This is a genomic window from Streptomyces sp. NPDC056373 (assembly GCF_042262425.1).
GTDB lineage: Bacteria > Actinomycetota > Actinomycetes > Streptomycetales > Streptomycetaceae > Streptomyces.
On record NZ_JBHJPX010000026.1, the window covers coordinates 13,637 to 29,619 of the forward strand.

Annotated in this window: 14 protein-coding genes and 4 pseudogenes; 7 read left to right on the forward strand and 11 right to left on the reverse strand. The window is 69.4% G+C overall.

What is annotated here, in order from left to right:
* Positions 1-182 precede the first annotated feature (182 nt).
* Positions 183-1,016, reverse strand: a complete 834-nt coding sequence (locus tag ACFCXS_RS37125) for an SDR family NAD(P)-dependent oxidoreductase (RefSeq protein ID WP_376647760.1) — start codon at positions 1,014-1,016, stop codon at positions 183-185.
* 131 nt (positions 1,017-1,147) lie between these two features.
* Here ACFCXS_RS37125 and ACFCXS_RS37130 point away from each other — a divergent pair, with 131 nt between their 5' ends.
* Positions 1,148-1,420, forward strand: coding sequence for a DUF3253 domain-containing protein (locus ACFCXS_RS37130; protein WP_376647761.1), 273 nt, complete (start codon positions 1,148-1,150; stop codon positions 1,418-1,420).
* A 390-nt stretch (positions 1,421-1,810) separates the two neighbouring features.
* Here ACFCXS_RS37130 and ACFCXS_RS37135 read toward each other — a convergent pair whose 3' ends face one another.
* Positions 1,811-2,410, reverse strand: coding sequence for a DUF6058 family natural product biosynthesis protein (locus ACFCXS_RS37135; protein WP_376647762.1), 600 nt, complete (start codon positions 2,408-2,410; stop codon positions 1,811-1,813).
* 111 nt (positions 2,411-2,521) lie between these two features.
* On the opposite strand from ACFCXS_RS37135, the pseudogene ACFCXS_RS37140 reads away from it, so the two are divergent.
* Both ACFCXS_RS37140 and ACFCXS_RS37145 read left to right on the forward strand, forming a co-directional pair.
* Positions 2,522-2,692, forward strand: a pseudogene (locus ACFCXS_RS37140) (KUP/HAK/KT family potassium transporter); the annotation flags it as partial.
* A gap of 171 nt (positions 2,693-2,863) precedes the next feature.
* Complete coding sequence (locus ACFCXS_RS37145; protein ID WP_376647803.1) at positions 2,864-3,304, forward strand: VOC family protein; 441 nt, start codon at positions 2,864-2,866, stop codon at positions 3,302-3,304.
* A 79-nt stretch (positions 3,305-3,383) separates the two neighbouring features.
* On the opposite strand, the pseudogene ACFCXS_RS37150 reads toward ACFCXS_RS37145, so the two are convergent.
* Positions 3,384-3,962: pseudogene (locus ACFCXS_RS37150) on the reverse strand (SDR family oxidoreductase); the annotation flags it as partial.
* Here ACFCXS_RS37150 and ACFCXS_RS37155 point away from each other — a divergent pair.
* The 3 genes and pseudogenes from ACFCXS_RS37155 to ACFCXS_RS37165 all read left to right on the forward strand — a co-directional run.
* Positions 3,934-4,464, forward strand: a pseudogene (locus tag ACFCXS_RS37155) (hypothetical protein); the annotation flags it as partial. The pseudogenes ACFCXS_RS37150 and ACFCXS_RS37155 sit on opposite strands and share 29 nt — an antisense overlap.
* Positions 4,465-4,715: 251 nt before the next feature.
* On the forward strand, positions 4,716-7,025 hold the full coding sequence (locus tag ACFCXS_RS37160) for a molybdopterin-dependent oxidoreductase (protein ID WP_376647763.1): 2,310 nt from the start codon (positions 4,716-4,718) through the stop codon (positions 7,023-7,025).
* Between the two features lie 135 nt (positions 7,026-7,160).
* Positions 7,161-7,712, forward strand: a complete 552-nt coding sequence (locus ACFCXS_RS37165; protein ID WP_376647764.1) for an EF-hand domain-containing protein — start codon at positions 7,161-7,163, stop codon at positions 7,710-7,712.
* Positions 7,713-7,939: 227 nt separating this feature from the next.
* Here the strand turns inward: ACFCXS_RS37165 and ACFCXS_RS37170 are convergent, their stop codons facing one another.
* The 6 genes and pseudogenes from ACFCXS_RS37170 to ACFCXS_RS37195 form a co-directional block, all read right to left on the reverse strand.
* The gene (locus tag ACFCXS_RS37170) at positions 7,940-8,332 is read right to left on the reverse strand and encodes a type II toxin-antitoxin system death-on-curing family toxin (protein ID WP_376647765.1); all 393 of its coding nucleotides are present in this window, start codon (positions 8,330-8,332) and stop codon (positions 7,940-7,942) included.
* Complete coding sequence (locus ACFCXS_RS37175) at positions 8,329-8,523, reverse strand: ribbon-helix-helix protein, CopG family (RefSeq protein WP_376647766.1); 195 nt, start codon at positions 8,521-8,523, stop codon at positions 8,329-8,331. Before ACFCXS_RS37175 ends, ACFCXS_RS37170 begins: the two co-directional genes overlap by 4 nt.
* Positions 8,524-9,036: 513 nt before the next feature.
* Positions 9,037-9,183, reverse strand: a pseudogene (locus tag ACFCXS_RS37180) (transcriptional regulator); the annotation flags it as partial.
* Between the two features lie 38 nt (positions 9,184-9,221).
* A complete protein-coding gene (locus tag ACFCXS_RS37185; RefSeq protein ID WP_376647767.1) occupies positions 9,222-9,848 on the reverse strand; it encodes a TetR/AcrR family transcriptional regulator in 627 nt (208 codons plus the stop codon).
* 143 nt (positions 9,849-9,991) lie between these two features.
* Positions 9,992-11,383, reverse strand: coding sequence for an amidase (locus ACFCXS_RS37190; RefSeq protein ID WP_376647768.1), 1,392 nt, complete (start codon positions 11,381-11,383; stop codon positions 9,992-9,994).
* A complete protein-coding gene (locus ACFCXS_RS37195; RefSeq protein WP_376647769.1) occupies positions 11,370-11,576 on the reverse strand; it encodes a hypothetical protein in 207 nt (68 codons plus the stop codon). Before ACFCXS_RS37195 ends, ACFCXS_RS37190 begins: the two co-directional genes overlap by 14 nt.
* A 389-nt stretch (positions 11,577-11,965) precedes the next feature.
* Between ACFCXS_RS37195 and ACFCXS_RS37200 the strand changes: the two genes are divergently transcribed.
* Positions 11,966-12,901, forward strand: a complete 936-nt coding sequence (locus ACFCXS_RS37200; RefSeq protein WP_376647770.1) for an MBL fold metallo-hydrolase — start codon at positions 11,966-11,968, stop codon at positions 12,899-12,901.
* Between the two features lie 596 nt (positions 12,902-13,497).
* Here the strand turns inward: ACFCXS_RS37200 and ACFCXS_RS37205 are convergent.
* Complete coding sequence (locus ACFCXS_RS37205) at positions 13,498-14,667, reverse strand: acyl-CoA dehydrogenase family protein (protein WP_376647771.1); 1,170 nt, start codon at positions 14,665-14,667, stop codon at positions 13,498-13,500.
* A gap of 44 nt (positions 14,668-14,711) precedes the next feature.
* Positions 14,712-15,911 (reverse strand): CaiB/BaiF CoA transferase family protein, encoded by a 1,200-nt coding sequence (locus ACFCXS_RS37210; RefSeq protein WP_376647772.1) that lies wholly within the window; start codon positions 15,909-15,911, stop codon positions 14,712-14,714.
* Between the last annotated feature and the right edge of the window lie 72 nt (positions 15,912-15,983).

Below are 15,983 nucleotides of genomic sequence, written 5' to 3' on the forward strand. Positions count from 1 at the left end.
TGGACCGGCGGGCGGGGGCGGGCCATCTCCTCGCCGCCGCACTCGCCGGAGGCCGGGCCGGGCCCGACCGGCCGAAGTCGCCGACGGGTCCCCGCCCGCCCCCCTGGACCGGCCCTGCGACGCGGGGTTCCGATCCGGGGCGGGCAAGGGCAGGCGGCACGACAGTGACGGGGCCGGGCACCTCACCGGGGAGGGCCGGGCACCTCGTCGTGGCGGGGCGTGACACGGAAGTCGAACGCCAGCGTCCCGGGGTCCACGGCCGTGGCCCCGCCGTCGACGGTGAGCACGGCACCGTTCACGTAGGAAGCCGCCGGGGACAGCAGCCAGCTGATCGTCTCCGCGACCTCACGCGGCTCACCCGGACGCCCCAGTGGAAGCAGCCCGGTCACCTCCTCGTAGGCACCGTCCACGCCCTCACCCCGCAGATCCGCCTCCGCGGCGAAGCGCGCCATGCGGCGGTCGGCCATCTCGCTCCTCACCCAGCTCGGACACACGACGTTGGCCCGAACTCCTCGGCGCCCGTAGTCGACGGCGACGGAACGGCAGAGCTGGAGCAGGGCCGCCTTGGACGTGGCGTACGGGGCGTCGCTCGTACCGTTGCGCAGGGCGGACACCGAAGCGACGGCGACCACCGCCCCTCTCGCCTCCAGCAGGTGCGGGATCGCCGCACGCAGGAGCAGCAGCGGACCGGTGACGTTGGTGCGCATCACCTCGTCCCAGTCCTCCAGCGACAGGTCACCCACGGCCCCACCGCGCCCGATGCCCGCGTTGAGCACGAGTCCGTCGAGTCGTCCGTACGCGGACAGAGCCGCCTGGACGAGACTGTCGGCGGCCTCGGGGTCTTTCACGTCGGAGGGGTGCGCAAGGACCCCGATCTCTCCTTCGAGACGTATCAACGGCTCGCTCCGCCGACCCGAGACGACCACATGGTGACCTCCTTCCCGCAACAGCCGGGCGGTGGCCTCCCCGATGCCCGAACCCCCACCGGTCACGACGACAACTCGCTTGTCCGTCACTGCTGTTCCGACCCCTTCGACATCACACGACGCTCCGAGCCCGGAAAGCCCCGCACGAGCTCGTGGCCGAAGCACGGGCTGCTCCACGGGGAGGCGGGCGTCCGACTGCGAACGGTGCCACACTGGATTGCGTGGCGGAGACGGATCGGGAGCTCACTCAGCGGCTGGAGCAGGTCATCGTGAACCTGCTGGAACGACGGCCGGCCACCGCTTCGATCTGTCCGTCCGACGCCGCGCGCGAGGCCTACGAAGGTGACGACGAAGGCTGGCGAGCTCTGATGGAACCGGCCCGCCGAGCGGCCTGGAGCCTGGTGGCGGCCGGCAAGGCCGAGGTGACCCGGTCCGGCCGGCCCGTCACGGAGACCGAGGCCCGCGGCCCCATCCGCATCCGTCGCACAGGGTGACAGTGGGGCCGATGGGACGACCTCCACCAAGGCGCCGGGGACGGCTTCCCGCTACCCGAAAACGTCGCGGTCGGCATCGGTATCGGTATCGGTCGCCGCCAGCACCCGACCCGGGGCCGGGTGGGATCGAGCACGGCGAAAGCCACGTCCGAGGTGTCATGGTGGAACCAGTCCGTGAACGCCATGAACCGCAGCCACCGGTGATCCGTTGCACGCCGCACCGCCTCCAGGAGGGGCACATCGCCAGGCGGGCGCGCAGGTCGGTGGTGAGGTTCTTGGTGAAATGGTGAGCAGGATCGGCTTGGCGTGGCCGGCGGGAAGGTGCGACCCGGCTCGGTGCCGGCCCCGCCGAGAGCGGCGGGCGGAAGAGCGGTCGATCCGCCGTGGAGATCACGGCCTCGGGAAGCGGGCGCGTATGGCGTCGATGCAGGTGTCCCGGGACGTGGGTCCGCCGAACCGAAGACGGTCGTAAGCCGTGAACGCCGGTTCCAGCGTGTCGAGTTCGTCGACCAGTGCGTGCAGCCTCTCCAACCACTGCGCTGAGCTCGCATGCGGCTCGTTCGCTGCGGCACCGATCGCGGTCGTCAGGTGATCCTTGCGCTGCACGGCAGCCGGGGTCACCGAGTGCAGGCACACGTACTGTCCACTGAGATACGCGTTCCACTCCGCCTTCCCGGTGACCGGGTCGGCCCAGTGAGCGGTGAACCACGCTTCGAGCTGCTCTGCTCCGCCGGCTTCGTCGACGAGAGCGAACAGGTCGGCCGGCACCATCTCCGCGCCGTCGGAGCGCAGATATCCCGGAAGCGGCAGACGCTGCCCCAGCATCAGCCGGCGGACCGCATCGGCATCCAGGCCACGGGCTGCGCACAGGTCCTCCAGGACGACGAACTGCGCGCTGACGTAGGCGTCATCGGCAGCGGTCATCGGATGGTCTCCGTTGACTTCGCGGAACCGCTCGGCGAGCTGCTGCTTCAGGTCTGTCTCTGGCATCGGGCGCCTCCGGCGTCACCCGCGCGGGTACCTCCGGCGCGGGACCCGGCACGCTACCGTCCGGACAGTTCGGCACTCACCGAACCGTCGACCAGGTGAGGGGGAGCAGACGTGGGACCTACATTCCCTGCACGAGTTGGGGCACTGGACACCGCCGCGGCCGTCCTCCTCTTCGTGGACCTGCTGTTCGTGGCGGCCGACATGACCAGGCTCGTGCACGGCGCGTGGCTGCCGCTGCTGATCGGCCTCACCGCCTTCACGATCATGACGACCTGGCAGCGCGGCCGCAGTTCATCGCCACCTCCTACATCACGGCGGATGCCGCCGAGCACTTCGGCCTCCCCCGCGACCGCACGGTCATCATGGGCTCGCAGATCGAGAGCTGGCCGCCGGCTCCGCCCCAGGGACAACAGCGGCCACCACCGGCCGCACGAGGAAGAAGGAGAGGCCACCGTGGCGATTCAGCGGATGGACAACGTCGGGATCGTCGTCGAGGACATGGACGCCGCCATCGCGTTCTTCGTGGAACTCGGTATGGAGCTCGAGGGCAGGGGTGAGGTCGAGGGCCTCTTCGCCGACCGGTGCACCGGCCTCGACGGCGTCCGCTGTGACATCGCGATGGTCCGGACCCCGGACGGTCACAGCCGGATCGAGCTGGCCAAGTACCACAGCCCCGCGGTGATCAGCACCGGTCCGCGCAACCGGCCGCACAACGTTCTGGGCACGCACCGCGTGATGTTCGCCGTCGACGACATCGAGGACACCGTTGCCCGCCTGCGCCCGCACGGCGCCGAACTCCTCGGCGAGATCGCCCGGTTCGAGGACATCTATCTGCTCTGCTACGTCCGCGGCCCGGAGGGCATTATCGTCGGCCTGGCTGAGCAACTGCGCTGAGGGAGGAACCCGAGTCGCCGTCCGGGCCTGTAAGTCGGCACCTGTTGTCTCCTGTACGGTGCCGGCCCGGCCTCACGCATCAGTGGGCGGTGAAGCCGCCGTCGACGGGCAGAGCAGCGGCGGTGACGAAGCCGGCGCCGGGGCTGCACAGCCACAGGACGGCCGCTGCGACCTCCTCCGCTGCGCCCAGGCGGCCGATGGGCTGTTCCTTGAGGATGGCGGCCATGGCGTCGGCCTGGTTCTCGACCATGTCGGCGACCATCGGGGTCTCGATGACGCCGGGGCACACGGCGTTGATGCGGATGCCCCGGGGCGCGTAATCGACCGCGGCGCTGCGGGTCAGGCCGATGACGCCGTGCTTGGAGGCGTGGTAGGCCGCACGCTCGGGCAGCCCGACGAGCCCGCCCAGGGAGGAGCAGTTGACGACGGCGCCGCTGCCCTGCTCGCGCATCTGCCGCAGCTCGTGCTTCATCGCCGCCCAGACGCCGCGCAGGTTGAGGGCGTTGACCAGGTCGAAGTTCTCGGCCGTCTCGTCGGCCGCGTCGGTCGGCGGCACCTGGATGCCGGCGTTGTTGAACGCCATGTCCAGGCGGCCTTACTCCGTCACCGAGGCCCGCACTGCCGCTTCCGCCTGCTGTTCGTCGGTGACGTCGCAGACCGCTCTGTACACCGACCTGTTCACCATGGCCCAGCAGCCGCCGAACATCGCCGGATACGTGTTCCTCGACCCCCGTGCGGACGCCTACTACACCGACCTCGACGAGGCGAAGGACCAGATGGTCGCGATACTCCGCGCGACCGCCGGGCGCGACCCGCTGGACCAGCGGCTGACCGGACTCATCGGCGAACTCTCCACCCACAGCACCGACTTCAGCACCCGCTGGGCCAAGCACAATGTGCGCCGCCACTCACGCGGGCGCAAGGTCGTCCACCACCCGGCCGTCGGCACGATGACCCTCGTGTACGACGACTTCGCCCTGCCCGGCGACCCGCACGTCTCCATCACCACCTACACCGCGGATCCCGGTACGCCCAGCGCCGACGCTCTCACCCTGCTGGCGACCTGGGCAGAAACGCGGAAGCAGCCGCAGACCGCCGACGGCGAGGTACGCCGGACCCGCCCCCGTCACCCCTGGCCGTTGGACGCGCACAGCCGGTGACCTGCGGCCGGTCGTGTTTGATCGCGTCTCACCGCGCCTTTTCTCTGCAGGTCAGCGCGTTACGCGGAGGCGAGATCGAACGAGGCGGCACACCTGTGCGGCCGTTGGAAGGCTCGTGCACCTACAGGGTTGGGCAGCGGGCCGCAGGGGGAGTCTGTGTCCTGCGGCCCGTCAACTGACGTGGACCCCCTGTGACATGAGCGGCCGCTGCCCGAGAGCCGCGGAACTTCAGAAACGGAGTTGATCGCATCGTGGAACGACGCATGCCGGTTGCTACGCACTGGGGCAGTTTCGTCGCGGTGGTCGATTCCGGTCGGCTGGTGCGGATCGAGCAGATGGCCGATGACCCCGCGCCGTCGCCCATCGGACCCGGGATGGTGACAGCCGCCGACGACAGCGCCCGCGTGTTGCGCCCCGCGGTGCGCAAGGGCTGGCTGAACGGCCTGCCGCGCGCCCACGACACGGCCAGGGGCACGGACGCCTTCGTGGAGGTGAGCTGGGACGACGCGATCACTCTGGTGAGCGAGGAACTGCGCCGAGTGCGTTCACAGCACGGAGACAGCGCCGTGTTCGGCGGCTCCTACGGCTGGGCGAGTGCGGGCGCGTTCCACAACGCACAGAGCCAACTCCACCGGTTCCTGGCGTTGGGCGGTGGATACACCGACTCGCGCAACACATACAGCACCGCGGCTTTGGAGGTCATCCTCCCCCATGTGATCGGCGGAGCTCCGTGGAGCTACCAGTCGCGGATGCCGATGTGGGACGAGATCGCCGACAACTGTGAGCTTGTGGTGGCGTTCGGAGGACTTGCCCTCAAGAACAGCCAGATCAACCCCGGCGGGCTGGCCAGACACCGGACGCAGGACCTTCAGCGAAAGTGCCGTGCGGCCGGGGTGCGGTTCGTGAACATCAGCCCTATCCGCAGCGACACCGCCGGCTTCCTCGACGCCGAGTGGCTGCCCGTCATCCCCAACACCGACACCGCCGCGATGCTCGGCATCGCACACACCATGCTGGTCAACGGCTGGCACGACGAGGACTTCCTTCGCCGTTGCTGCGTCGGGTTCGACCGCTTCGCCTCCTACCTGACCGGCGAATCCGACGGCGTCGCCAAGGATGCTGCCTGGGCAGCGAGGATCACGGGCCTGAGCCGGGACGCGATCACCGAACTGGCTCGCCGCCTGTCCGCGCAACGATCGCTCATCATGGTCAACTACGCGATACAACGGGCGGACCACGGCGAACAGCCGATCTGGATGTCGGTCGTGCTGGCTGCCATGACGGGCTCGTTGGGGCGGCCCGGCTGCGGCTGGGGCGCGGGCTACGCGACGATGGACGCGACCGGCGTCGCCCCCGGCCGGCCCTCCGTGGCGTCGTTTCCCCGGGTTCCCAACCCTGTCGCGGATTTCATCCCTGTCGCACGCATCGCCGACACCCTGCTGCATCCGGGCAGGACCATCGACTACGACGGCCGGCGCCTGACCTTGCCCGAGCTCCGCCTGATCTACTGGTGCGGAGGGAACCCGTTCCACCACCACCAAGATCTCCACCGCTTGACCCGCGCCTGGCAGACCCCTGACACGGTGGTGGTTCACGAAGCCTGGTGGAACACCACGGCCAAGTTCGCCGACATCGTCCTGCCCGTCGCCACCAGCCTGGAGCGCGACGACTTCGCCGCCGGATTCTCCGACCCCCACCTCGTCGCGATGCCGAAAGTCCGTGAGCCGGCCGGCGAGTCACGCACCGACCACCACATCTTCACCACCCTGGCCTCCCGGCTCGGATACGAGCAGGAGTTCACGCAGTCCCGCTCCGAGACCGAATGGGTCCGGCACCTCTACGAGCAGACGAGGGCCGACCTCGGCGACGACGGGACCCTGCCGGGCTTCGACGACTTCTGGCGAAACTCCACGGCCGAGCTGCCGGCGCTGAGCGGCCCGTTCCCCGGCAGCTTCGAGGCGCTGCGCGCAGATCCGCGGCGTTTCCCCCTGACGACCCCGTCGGGCCGGATCGAGATCTTCTCCGAGGAGATCAACTCGTTCGGCTACGACGACTGCACCGGGCATCCGGCGTGGTTCGAACCGGTGGAGTGGCTCCGTGCCGGCCTGTCGGAGCGATTCCCGTTGCACTTGATCTCGAATCAGCCCGCCTCACGCCTGCACAGCCAGTACGACAACGGCGGCCACAGCCTCAAGTCGAAGATCCGTGGCCGTGAGCCCGTGACGATCAATCCGCGGGACGCCGCCTCCCGTGGCATCGAGAACGGCATGATCGTACGCGTCCACAACGACCGCGGCAGCTGCCTGGCGGGCGCTGTCCTGTCGGACGACGTCATGCCCGGCGTCGTCCAACTGTCCACCGGAGCCTGGTGGGACCCGGACCAGCCGGGCCGGAGCGGCACCTTGGACCGCCACGGCAATCCGAACACCCTCACGGCCGACCGAGGGTGCTCGCGACTGTCCCAGGGACCGAGCGCCCACAGTGCGCTCGTCGACGTCGAGCCTTACGACGGCCCCCTTCCGGATGTGCTCGCCTTCGCACCACCACCCCTCGAACACTGACACGCAAGCTGCCTGCTCTTCGGACCGGTCCTTCGAGTTCGCCGTTCGTCGAGCGCGCAGCGGGCCGACCCGGCCGCCAGAGGCTCCACCCCCCCGTTTTGCAATTGCGTAATCAGATGAATACTGTGCGCAGTCGTGACTGCACTTCAAGACCTCAAGTACGGCCAGTGGTTCAGGGGCGCCGACGTCGACGGCGACGGGTTCATCACCCAGCAGGACGTCCGCGCGATGAGCGAGCGCTACATCGCCGCCCGAGCCACCGCGCCGGACTCCGCGACCGCCCGCCGGCTCATCGAGGGAATGGACGGGTTCTGGACGAATGTGATCGCCCCCATGGACCAGGACGGTGACGGGAAGGTCGATCTGCGGGAGATGACCGAAGGCTTCAGGAGCGTCCTGACCGACCCCGCCCTCTATCCGCAGCAGATCGCGCCGGTCACCAACTGCTTCTTCGACCTCGTCGACCTCAACGCGGACGGCAAGATCGACCAGGCCGAGTTCCAGCAGATGTTCGACTCGGTCGCCGGTGTGCCCGGCGAGGACTGCGCAACGGTCTTCGCCGCTCTGGACAGGGACGGCTCCGGTGGGCTGGACCGCGCCGAATTCCACCAGGCCCTCACCGAGTTCTTCTACGGCGACGACCCGGATGCTCCTGCCAACCACCTTTTCGGCAGGGTCACCGCCTGACAGCCCGGCCCGGCCGCCCACACCACCGTTGTGTGGGCGGTCGGCATCGAGACCCCGGGCCAGGCAGCCCCGACCGCCATGGGGGCGCTCATCCCCCGTGTTCCTCCCGAGTCCCGCGACCACCGCGGCGCGACTGAAGTCCTCGAGCGGGCGGCGGCCCTTTTACCGCGGACCACGACACCGAGACGACGAACGCAGCACCGAGCACCACCGCACCACCCCGAACGTCAGGAGGCGGGGAACCAGGCCGACAGACGCTTGGCAATGGCCGGTACATCGATGTTGTCCTGCGCGACTTCCTCGACGAACGGGCCGGCGACGGAGACGGGCGGCGGGGCGGTACTGGCACTGACGCCGTTGAACCGCAGGAAGACGCGCATGGCGAGCCAGGCGGTGCGCTTGTTGCCGTCGACCAGCGCACGGTTGCGGGCGACGGAGTGCATCAGCGCCGCAGCCTTCTCATGCAGCGAGGGATACAACTCGGCTCCGAACACGTTCGTCCGGGGTCGCTCGATCGCCGACACCAGAAGGCCCATGTCACGCACGCTGTGCTCGGTGCCATTGACCGTACGGGCGATGGCCAGGATCTCGTCGATCTGGATGTAGCGCACGTCCGTCACTTGAGGTAGTCCAGGATCCCCGCATCGCTGTCCATCAGCTCGGCCAGGACGTCATCGACCTTCAGTTCGGCCCGGTCCTGGGCCTCACGGATGGCCTCGATGGCAAGTTCCTGCTTGCTGCGGCCCTCCCGACGAGCCCGCTCGGTGAGCTTCGCGTCAAGGTCGTCGGGGAGTCGAAGAGTCATCGCCACGGAGAGATGATACCAAGCCGGTATCACGTGGCGCGTCGGGCCGCCCTCGGCTCCGCGGAGCGTGGGGCCAGGAGCAACCCACCAAAGCAAGAAAACCGCAGGTCAGGCACCCTCGCCCGCAGGCTCAACAATCGCCACGCACTCCACATGATGCGTCATCGGAAAGATGTCGGCTTGAGCGAGCCGCAGAAAAGGCCAGGTCAGAGGCACTCCGGAGCTGCACACGCGGCTCCTGGCGGATGTGATCGCGCTCGGTTCTCCGAACCCCCTGGTTCCCACCGGTGGACACGCCGTACGGGCACACCGCCTCGTGAACCGCCCCAGCCAGGACCTCGACGTCGCCCCGTGAAGGGCTTTGGCCTCCGCCACGAGCGTCCCCGTCATTCGTTGGGCGTCACTTCGGCCACTCCGCCGTAAAAATCTCACGCCCGGGAGCATACGAATGCTGCGCACGCTGCTCGGCGAGTGCAAGGAGACAGTCGGCACCACTGGCGTCCTGAGGGTTCGCTCCAGTCGGCGACCAGGAGCGTCACGGGAGCCGAGAAGGGCCAGGGCCTGCGCGGAGGGGTTGCCCGGTTCGGCGTGATGGATGACGAGTTGCCGGCCCGGGGCGTCCCGGACGTCGAATGACCGGAAGGTGAGGGCGCGAGGGCCGGCCTCCACGGCCCGGTGCCCGGACCGCCCGGTGAGCGAAGTGGTCAGCTGTCGGGTTCCTTCGAGCGCCGCGGGGCGGCGGACTGGGTGGGGCGAGCGCCGGCCTCGATCTGCAGGGCGTACACGGCGTTCGTCACGAGCTCACGCGCATATGCGGCGTCCAGCGGGCCAGGGCGGAAGAGGACGCGGTACATGATCGGCGCCACGACACGGTCGATCAGCAGTTCCGTCCCGGGCACCGGTTCCCCCCGCTGCACCGCACGGGCCAGCATGGCGTCGATCTGCTCCGCGGCATACGCCGAACACCGACCGGCATTGATGCCGTCGGGATCGCCGAGCAGGGCGTCCCGGATGTAGGCACGCCCGGGCGGCGAGGCCATCTCGTCGAGGAACTGTTCCGCCCACGCGTCGAGATCGGCCCGCAGGCTTCCGAGATCGGCCGGATCCGTTTCCGGGCGCAGTCGTTCGACGGCCACGTCGGACAGGAGTTCCTGCAGGTCGCCCCAACGACGGTAGATCGTGGAGGGGGTAACGCCCGCCCGAGTGGCCACCATCGGGACGGTGAGCGCGTCGCGGCCCACCTCCCCCACGAGTTCACGTACCGCCGCATGGACGGACTCCTGTACGCGTGCGCTGCGCCCGCCGGGGCGGACCATGGGCTTGGGACTCATGCGATCCACCTTAATGCGAATTTGTTGCTTCTAGCCGATGGCCGGCGTCGGCGACCGCAGGGCTGCGCACCCGGGCGCCCGAGCACGATGGACGCCCCCGCGGCGACGCAACCGCATGCCCGGACGGAACCGCCCGTCTTCCCTCAGACAGCGAGGGGAGCGAGCCGCCCCGCGCCGGCCACCGACTCCTCGTAGGCCCGGCCCACACGGAGCACCGTCGCGTCGTGGAAGGCGCGCGCCATCAGTTGCAATCCGATCGGCAGTCCGGCGTGGTCGTGACCGACCGGCAGGGTGAGGGCCGGGACGCCGGTGATGTTGGCGGGGGCGCAGAGGCGGACGTAGCTGTCCGACACCGCCTCGGTCGTGCCATCGGCCCACTCGACGGCTTCCTGCCCCGCCTCGGCGGCGGTCATCGGCACCGTCGGCGCGGCGAGGACGTCGACTCCGTCGAACATGCGAGACCAGGCGTCTCGCATCATGGTGCGGGCCCGCTGGGCGCGGAGGTAGTCGCCCGCAGAGGTGAGTTCGCCGGCCTCCAGCAGGATGCGAACGTCCGCCGCGTACAGGTCGGGGGTGGCCCGCAGCGACTGCTCGTGGTAGGCGGTGGCCTCGGGAACCATCAGCCCCCACTGAACGGCCTGGATGTAGCGCGCCATCGGGATCTCGACGTCGACGAGCTCCGCCCCCAGCTCCGCCAGCCGCTCGATCGCGCCGCGTACGGACTCCTCGACTTCGGGCGTGACCCGGTCGAAGTAGTGGTTCCGCGGTACGCCGACCTTCAGTCCTCGCAGGTCGCCTCCCGGGAAGCGGTCCAGCAGGGGGCCGGACACGCTCGCCGGGTCGCGCGGGTCGTGGCCTGCGGTCGCCGACAGCACCAGCGCGGCGTCCTGGACAGTGCGGGTGAGAGGCCCCACATGGTCCAGGGACCAGGACAGCGAGGTCACGCCTGTGCGTGGGACCAGGCCGTAGGTCGGCTTGAGGCCCACCACTGCGTTCAGGGCCGCGGGGACCCGGATGGAACCGCCCGTGTCCGTGCCCATGGCGAACGTCGCCCCGCCGGCGGCGACAGCTACCGCCGAGCCGCCGCTCGAGCCGCCCGCAACCCGGCTGTGATCCCAGGCGTTGTTCGTCTGCGGAGTGGTCAGGCCGTAGGCGAACTCGTGTGTGTGCGTCTTGCCCAGGAGGACGGCCCCGGCGGCGCCGAGCCGTTCGGCCACCCGGCTGTCGCGTTCCGCCACGTGCCCTGCCCGGACGTGCGAGCTCGCCGTGGTGGGCATCCCCTCTGCGTCGATCAGATCCTTGAGCGCCATGGGGATCCCGTGCAGCGGCCCGCGCGGTCCGCTTGCGGCGATCTCCCGTTCCGCGCGGGCCGCCGCGGTCAGGGCCGCGTCGGCGGCGACGGTGACGTAGGCACCCAGCCGTCCCTCGACGGCGGCGATACGGGCGAGCACCGATTCGGTCAGTTCGACGGGGGACAGCTCCCGTGCGCGCACCGCACGGGAGGCCTCGCTCAGCGACAGCTCAAACGGTTGCATCGGCGTTCCCCTGTCCGGCTCGGTAGGAGGACGCGGGAGGGGTCTCGCCGAAATCGAGCTCGCGCAAGGTGCCGATCACGGAGTGGATGTGGTTGGCCGTCATGGCCACTTCTTCATGGCGGCCGTCCCCGAGGGCGAGCCCCGCCCGCAGCGCCCCTCGGGCTGCCTCTTGGGGGGTGAGTTCGCTGGTCATGGCTTCCCTCCGGATCGGTGCGGCGTAAACGGGCCGGGGCTGGTTCAGGACCTCCGACCACCGTAAAAGCGAATCGTTTGCTTTAGTCGACCGTAGGGCCTACGGTGCCTTAAAGCAAACCAATCGCTTTTAGTAACAGCATCGCGCCGGTGACGGGCATGGCGGCCGGCGTCCTGTCTCGCCGGCCCCGTACTTGTCTTCACCGGGGCGGCGCCGGCCGGGTCCGGCTTCGGAGCCGTCTCCCAGGGTGCGCTGCGCAGTCGGCGCCGGACCCCGTCTGCGGACGCCCACTCCCGCCCGGCAACGAGCAACTGCACATCCGCCACACCGGACACACCCGCCCCAGACATCTCCGTCCTCGCGACCCGTAACAGGTAAGGAAGGTCTTCGTGTTCACCTCATCGCAAACGACCAAGTCCACTGCTCCCCCCGCCTCTTCCTGGGCGGTGGGAAACCACACCGTACGACGCATCGACGAAGTGGTCCTGCCCGCCCAGACCGGTCCGTGGCTGCTGCCCGGGGCAACCACCGACCTCGTGAGCCGGACTGCCTGGCTGAGCCCCGAATTCGTCGACGAACAAGGCGTCCTGCGCCTGGCGAGTCACAGCTTCGCCGTCGAGGTGGACGGCATGCGGGTGCTGGTGGACACCGGCATCGGAAACGGGAAGCGGCGCGCCAACCCCGCCTGGCACAACCTGAACAGCGACTACGAAGCACGGCTACGGGCGGCGGGCTTCGCGCCGGAGAACGTCGACGTCGTGATCCTCACCCACCTCCACGCCGACCACGTGGGGTGGAACACACGTGCCGAGGGCGACGCCTGGGTGCCCACCTTCCCGAACGCGCGCTATCTCACCTCACGCACCGAGTGGGACTACTGGGCGGGTGTCGACATGGAGGAGGCCCGTCGACAGATGTTCCGGGACTCGGTCCGTCCCGTCCGGGAAGCAGGTCTGTTCGACCTCATCGATGTCGCGGACGAGGGCACGGACGTCGCGCCGGGCATCCGTCTGCTGCCCACCCCCGGCCACACTCCGGGGCAGGTAGCGGTGGAACTGAGCAGCCGTGGTGAGACCGCACTGGTCACCGGCGACAGCATTCACCACCCGGTCCAGATGGCGCATCCGGCGCTCTGCAGCTGTGTGGACGTCGCTCCCGAACTCGCGGCCAGGACCCGGAACCAGGTGCTCGGCTCACTGGCCGGTACGTCAACTCTCCTGCTGGGGAGCCACTTCCCGCCGCCGACCGCCGGACACGTGCGACGCGAGGACGGCGGGTACCGACTGGTCCCGGCTCCCTCAGGGGTCACACCCATCGGCGGCTGAAGCGGATCGGAGCACCCGGGACGGCCGCGCACGAATCGCGCCCAGTCCGTACGGGTGACGCCCTGGGCATCCGCGCCCGGACGGCCCGGGAGCGGCCATGAGACTCCGGCTTGCGCCCTTTGCGTAAGCCGGCCGTCGGCTGTCCCTCGTGAGCGACAGTCGCGCCGACGCGTCGCGAAAGAGGGCAACCTGCCAGAACAAGCAGTACGTCTGCCCGACCCGCTGTACGGAGGGAAACAGGTCGAGCGACCCACCAGGGATGCGCAACCGCAGGTCAGGCACCCTTGCCTGCAGGCTCCAGAATCGCCACGCACTCCACATGATGCGTCATGGGAAACGCGTCACGTCGGCAAGGCCGAGAGAAACAGCAGGTCAGAAGGGCTCTCCAGGCCACACGACGGATCGTTGCACGTCCGGAGCGTCAAATGAGCGTCACGGCCGGTACGCGATACCTCCGGCGGACGGTCGCTACCACCTCGCACACGGCGAGCGCCTTCGGGCGCCGACGCAGGGCTCGTTCTCGGAGCAGCTCGTCCTTGGCCTCCTCAGGCCCCAGCTCCCGCTCACCTCGTACTCGCCCAGCTCAGACAGCAGGCTCATGCGTCCAGACCACCGCGCTTGACGAGCTGGCTCGCGATGACGTTCCGCTGGATCTCGTTGGTGCCCTCGCCGACGATCATCAGCGGGGCGTCACGGAAGTAGCGTTCGACGTCGAACTCCGTGGAGTAGCCGTAACCGCCGTGGATGCGCACGGCGTCGAGGGCGATCTGCATGGCGGTCTCGGAGGCGAACAGCTTCGCCATCCCCGCCTCCATGTCCACCCGGCGGCCGGCGTCGGCCTCCCGGGCCGCGTACAGCGTGAGCTGCCGGGCGGCCGTGAGCGAAGTCGCCATGTCCGCCAGGTAGTTGCCGATCGACTGGTGCTTCCAGATCGGCTTGCCGAACGACTCCCGCTCCTGGGCGTAGGCGAGGGAGTCCTCGAACGCCGCCCGGCCGACGCCGAGGGCGCGGGCGGCGACCTGGAGACGGCCGGTCTCCAGCCCCTTCATCATCTGTGCGAAGCCCTTGCCCTCACGCCCGCCGAGTACGGCATCGACCGGGGCCCGGTAGTCCTCGAAGGACAGCTCGCAGCTCTCCACGCCCTTGTAGCCGAGCTTGGGCAGGTCACGGGAGACGGTCAGCCCCGGACCGTGCTCCACGAGCAGGATCGAGATGCCGTGGTGAACCGGCGTGGCGTCCGGGTCGGTCTTGCACAGCAGGGCGATCAGGCCGGACCGGCGGGAGTTGGTGATCCAGGTTTTCGCCCCGTCGACCACGTATCCGCGATCACCGTCCTTGCGGGCGACCGTGCATATTGCCTGCAGGTCGGAGCCGCCGCCCGGCTCGGTCAGGGCCATGGTCGCGCGGATCTCGCCGGTGGCCATCCTGGGCAGGTACCGGCGCTTCTGCTCCTCGGTCCCGAAGTGCAACAGCAGCTTGGCGACCACGGTGTGGCCGCCCATCGCGCCGGCCAGGCTCATCCAGCCGCGCGCCAGTTCCTCGGTGATCAGGACATAGCACGGGGTGGAGACGGGAGTACCGCCGTACTCCTCGGGGACGGCGAGGCCGAAGACGCCGAGCCGCTTCATCTGCTCGATCAGAGCCTCGGGGTAGGTGTTCGCGTGCTCCAGTTCCCGGACGACCGGTTTCACCTCCTTGTCGACGAAGTCGCGCACCGTACGGACGATGAACTGCTCGTCTTCGGACAGGATGTCGAGGGTGCTCATGGGGGCGGGGCTCCTTGCTGAACTTGCGGGTGGCGAAGGGCGGTTCAGATGACGCGTTCGGCCCTCAGGCTGTCGATGTCGGCCGTGCCGTACCCCAGCTCGGCCAGGACCGTCTCGGTGTGTTCGCCGGCCGCGGGGACGGGATCCATACGCGGCGCGAGGCCCGCCAGGTCCGCCGGCGGCACCAACGCCCGCACCGTGGCTCCGCCGGGAATCCGTACGTCCCGCCAGCGGTCCCGGCCGCTGAGGACCGGGTGCTCCAGGAACTCCGTCACGTCGTTCACCCCGGCGTTGGCGATGCCCGCCACGTCCAGCAGCTTCATCACCTCGTCGCCGTCCAGCTCTCCGAACCGCTCGGCCACGATCGCGTTCAGCTCCTCGCGGTGGGCGACCCGGGAGGAGCCGCTGTCGAAACGTGGATCGGCGGCGAGCCCTGGCAGACCGAGGAACCGGTCACACAGAGCAGCCCATTCGCGCTCGTTCTGGACGGAGAACAGCACGTCCTTGCCGTCGGCGGCGGTGTAGGCGCCGTACGGGGCGATGGTGGCGTGCTGGGTGCCGAGGCGCGGGGGCTGGGTGCCGCCGAAGCGGGTGTAGTAGGCGGGTTGGTTCATCCACTCGGCCAGTGCCTCGAACAGCGAGACCTCCACAGCGCGGGCGATGCCGGTGGTGGCGCGGGTGAGCAGTGCGGTGAGGATGCCGGAGTAGGCGTACATGCCTGCGGCGATGTCGGCGATCGAGACTCCGACACGGGCGGAGCCGTGCTCGTTGCCGGTGAGCGAGACGAGGCCGGTCTGGCACTGCACCAGCAGGTCGTACGCCTTGTGGTCGGCCCACGGGCCGCTGGATCCGTAGCCCGAGATGGAACACGGGATGAGCGAGGGAAATCGTTCGGCGAGCGCCTCGGCGCCCAGACCCATGCGTGCGGCCGCGCCGGGGGCAAGGTTCTGCACGAACACGTCCGCGTCTGCGAGGAGTTGCTCCAGGACGGCTCTTCCCGCGTCCGACTTCAGGTCGAGCGTGACGGACTCCTTGGACCGGTTGAGCCACACGAAGTAACTGGACTCGCCGTGCACCGTGGTGTCGTAGCGGCGGGCGAAGTCGCCTCCGCCCGGCCGCTCCACTTTGATGACCCGGGCGCCGAGGTCGGCCAGCTGGCGGGTGGCGAAGGGGGCGGCCACCGCCTGTTCGAGGCTGACGACGATGAAGCCGGCCAGCGGCAGCGCTTCGGTGGGCTCGGTCATGGGTGACCTCCAGGGGGATGCGGGTCCCGAACTGGGGCTACCATCATGGATGCTCATGACGGTGCCAGTGAA

Excerpts from the sequence above, each read along its gene's own strand:
- ACFCXS_RS37135 (WP_376647762.1), bottom strand. The coding sequence starts at position 2,410 with ATGCCAGAGACAGACCTGAAGCAGCAGCTCGCCGAGCGGTTCCGCGAA.
- ACFCXS_RS37185 (WP_376647767.1), bottom strand. The coding sequence starts at position 9,848 with ATGAGTCCCAAGCCCATGGTCCGCCCCGGCGGGCGCAGCGCACGCGTA.
- ACFCXS_RS37190 (WP_376647768.1), bottom strand. The coding sequence starts at position 11,383 with ATGCAACCGTTTGAGCTGTCGCTGAGCGAGGCCTCCCGTGCGGTGCGC.
- ACFCXS_RS37195 (WP_376647769.1), bottom strand. The coding sequence starts at position 11,576 with ATGACCAGCGAACTCACCCCCCAAGAGGCAGCCCGAGGGGCGCTGCGG.
- ACFCXS_RS37205 (WP_376647771.1), bottom strand. The coding sequence starts at position 14,667 with ATGAGCACCCTCGACATCCTGTCCGAAGACGAGCAGTTCATCGTCCGT.
- ACFCXS_RS37210 (WP_376647772.1), bottom strand. The coding sequence starts at position 15,911 with ATGACCGAGCCCACCGAAGCGCTGCCGCTGGCCGGCTTCATCGTCGTC.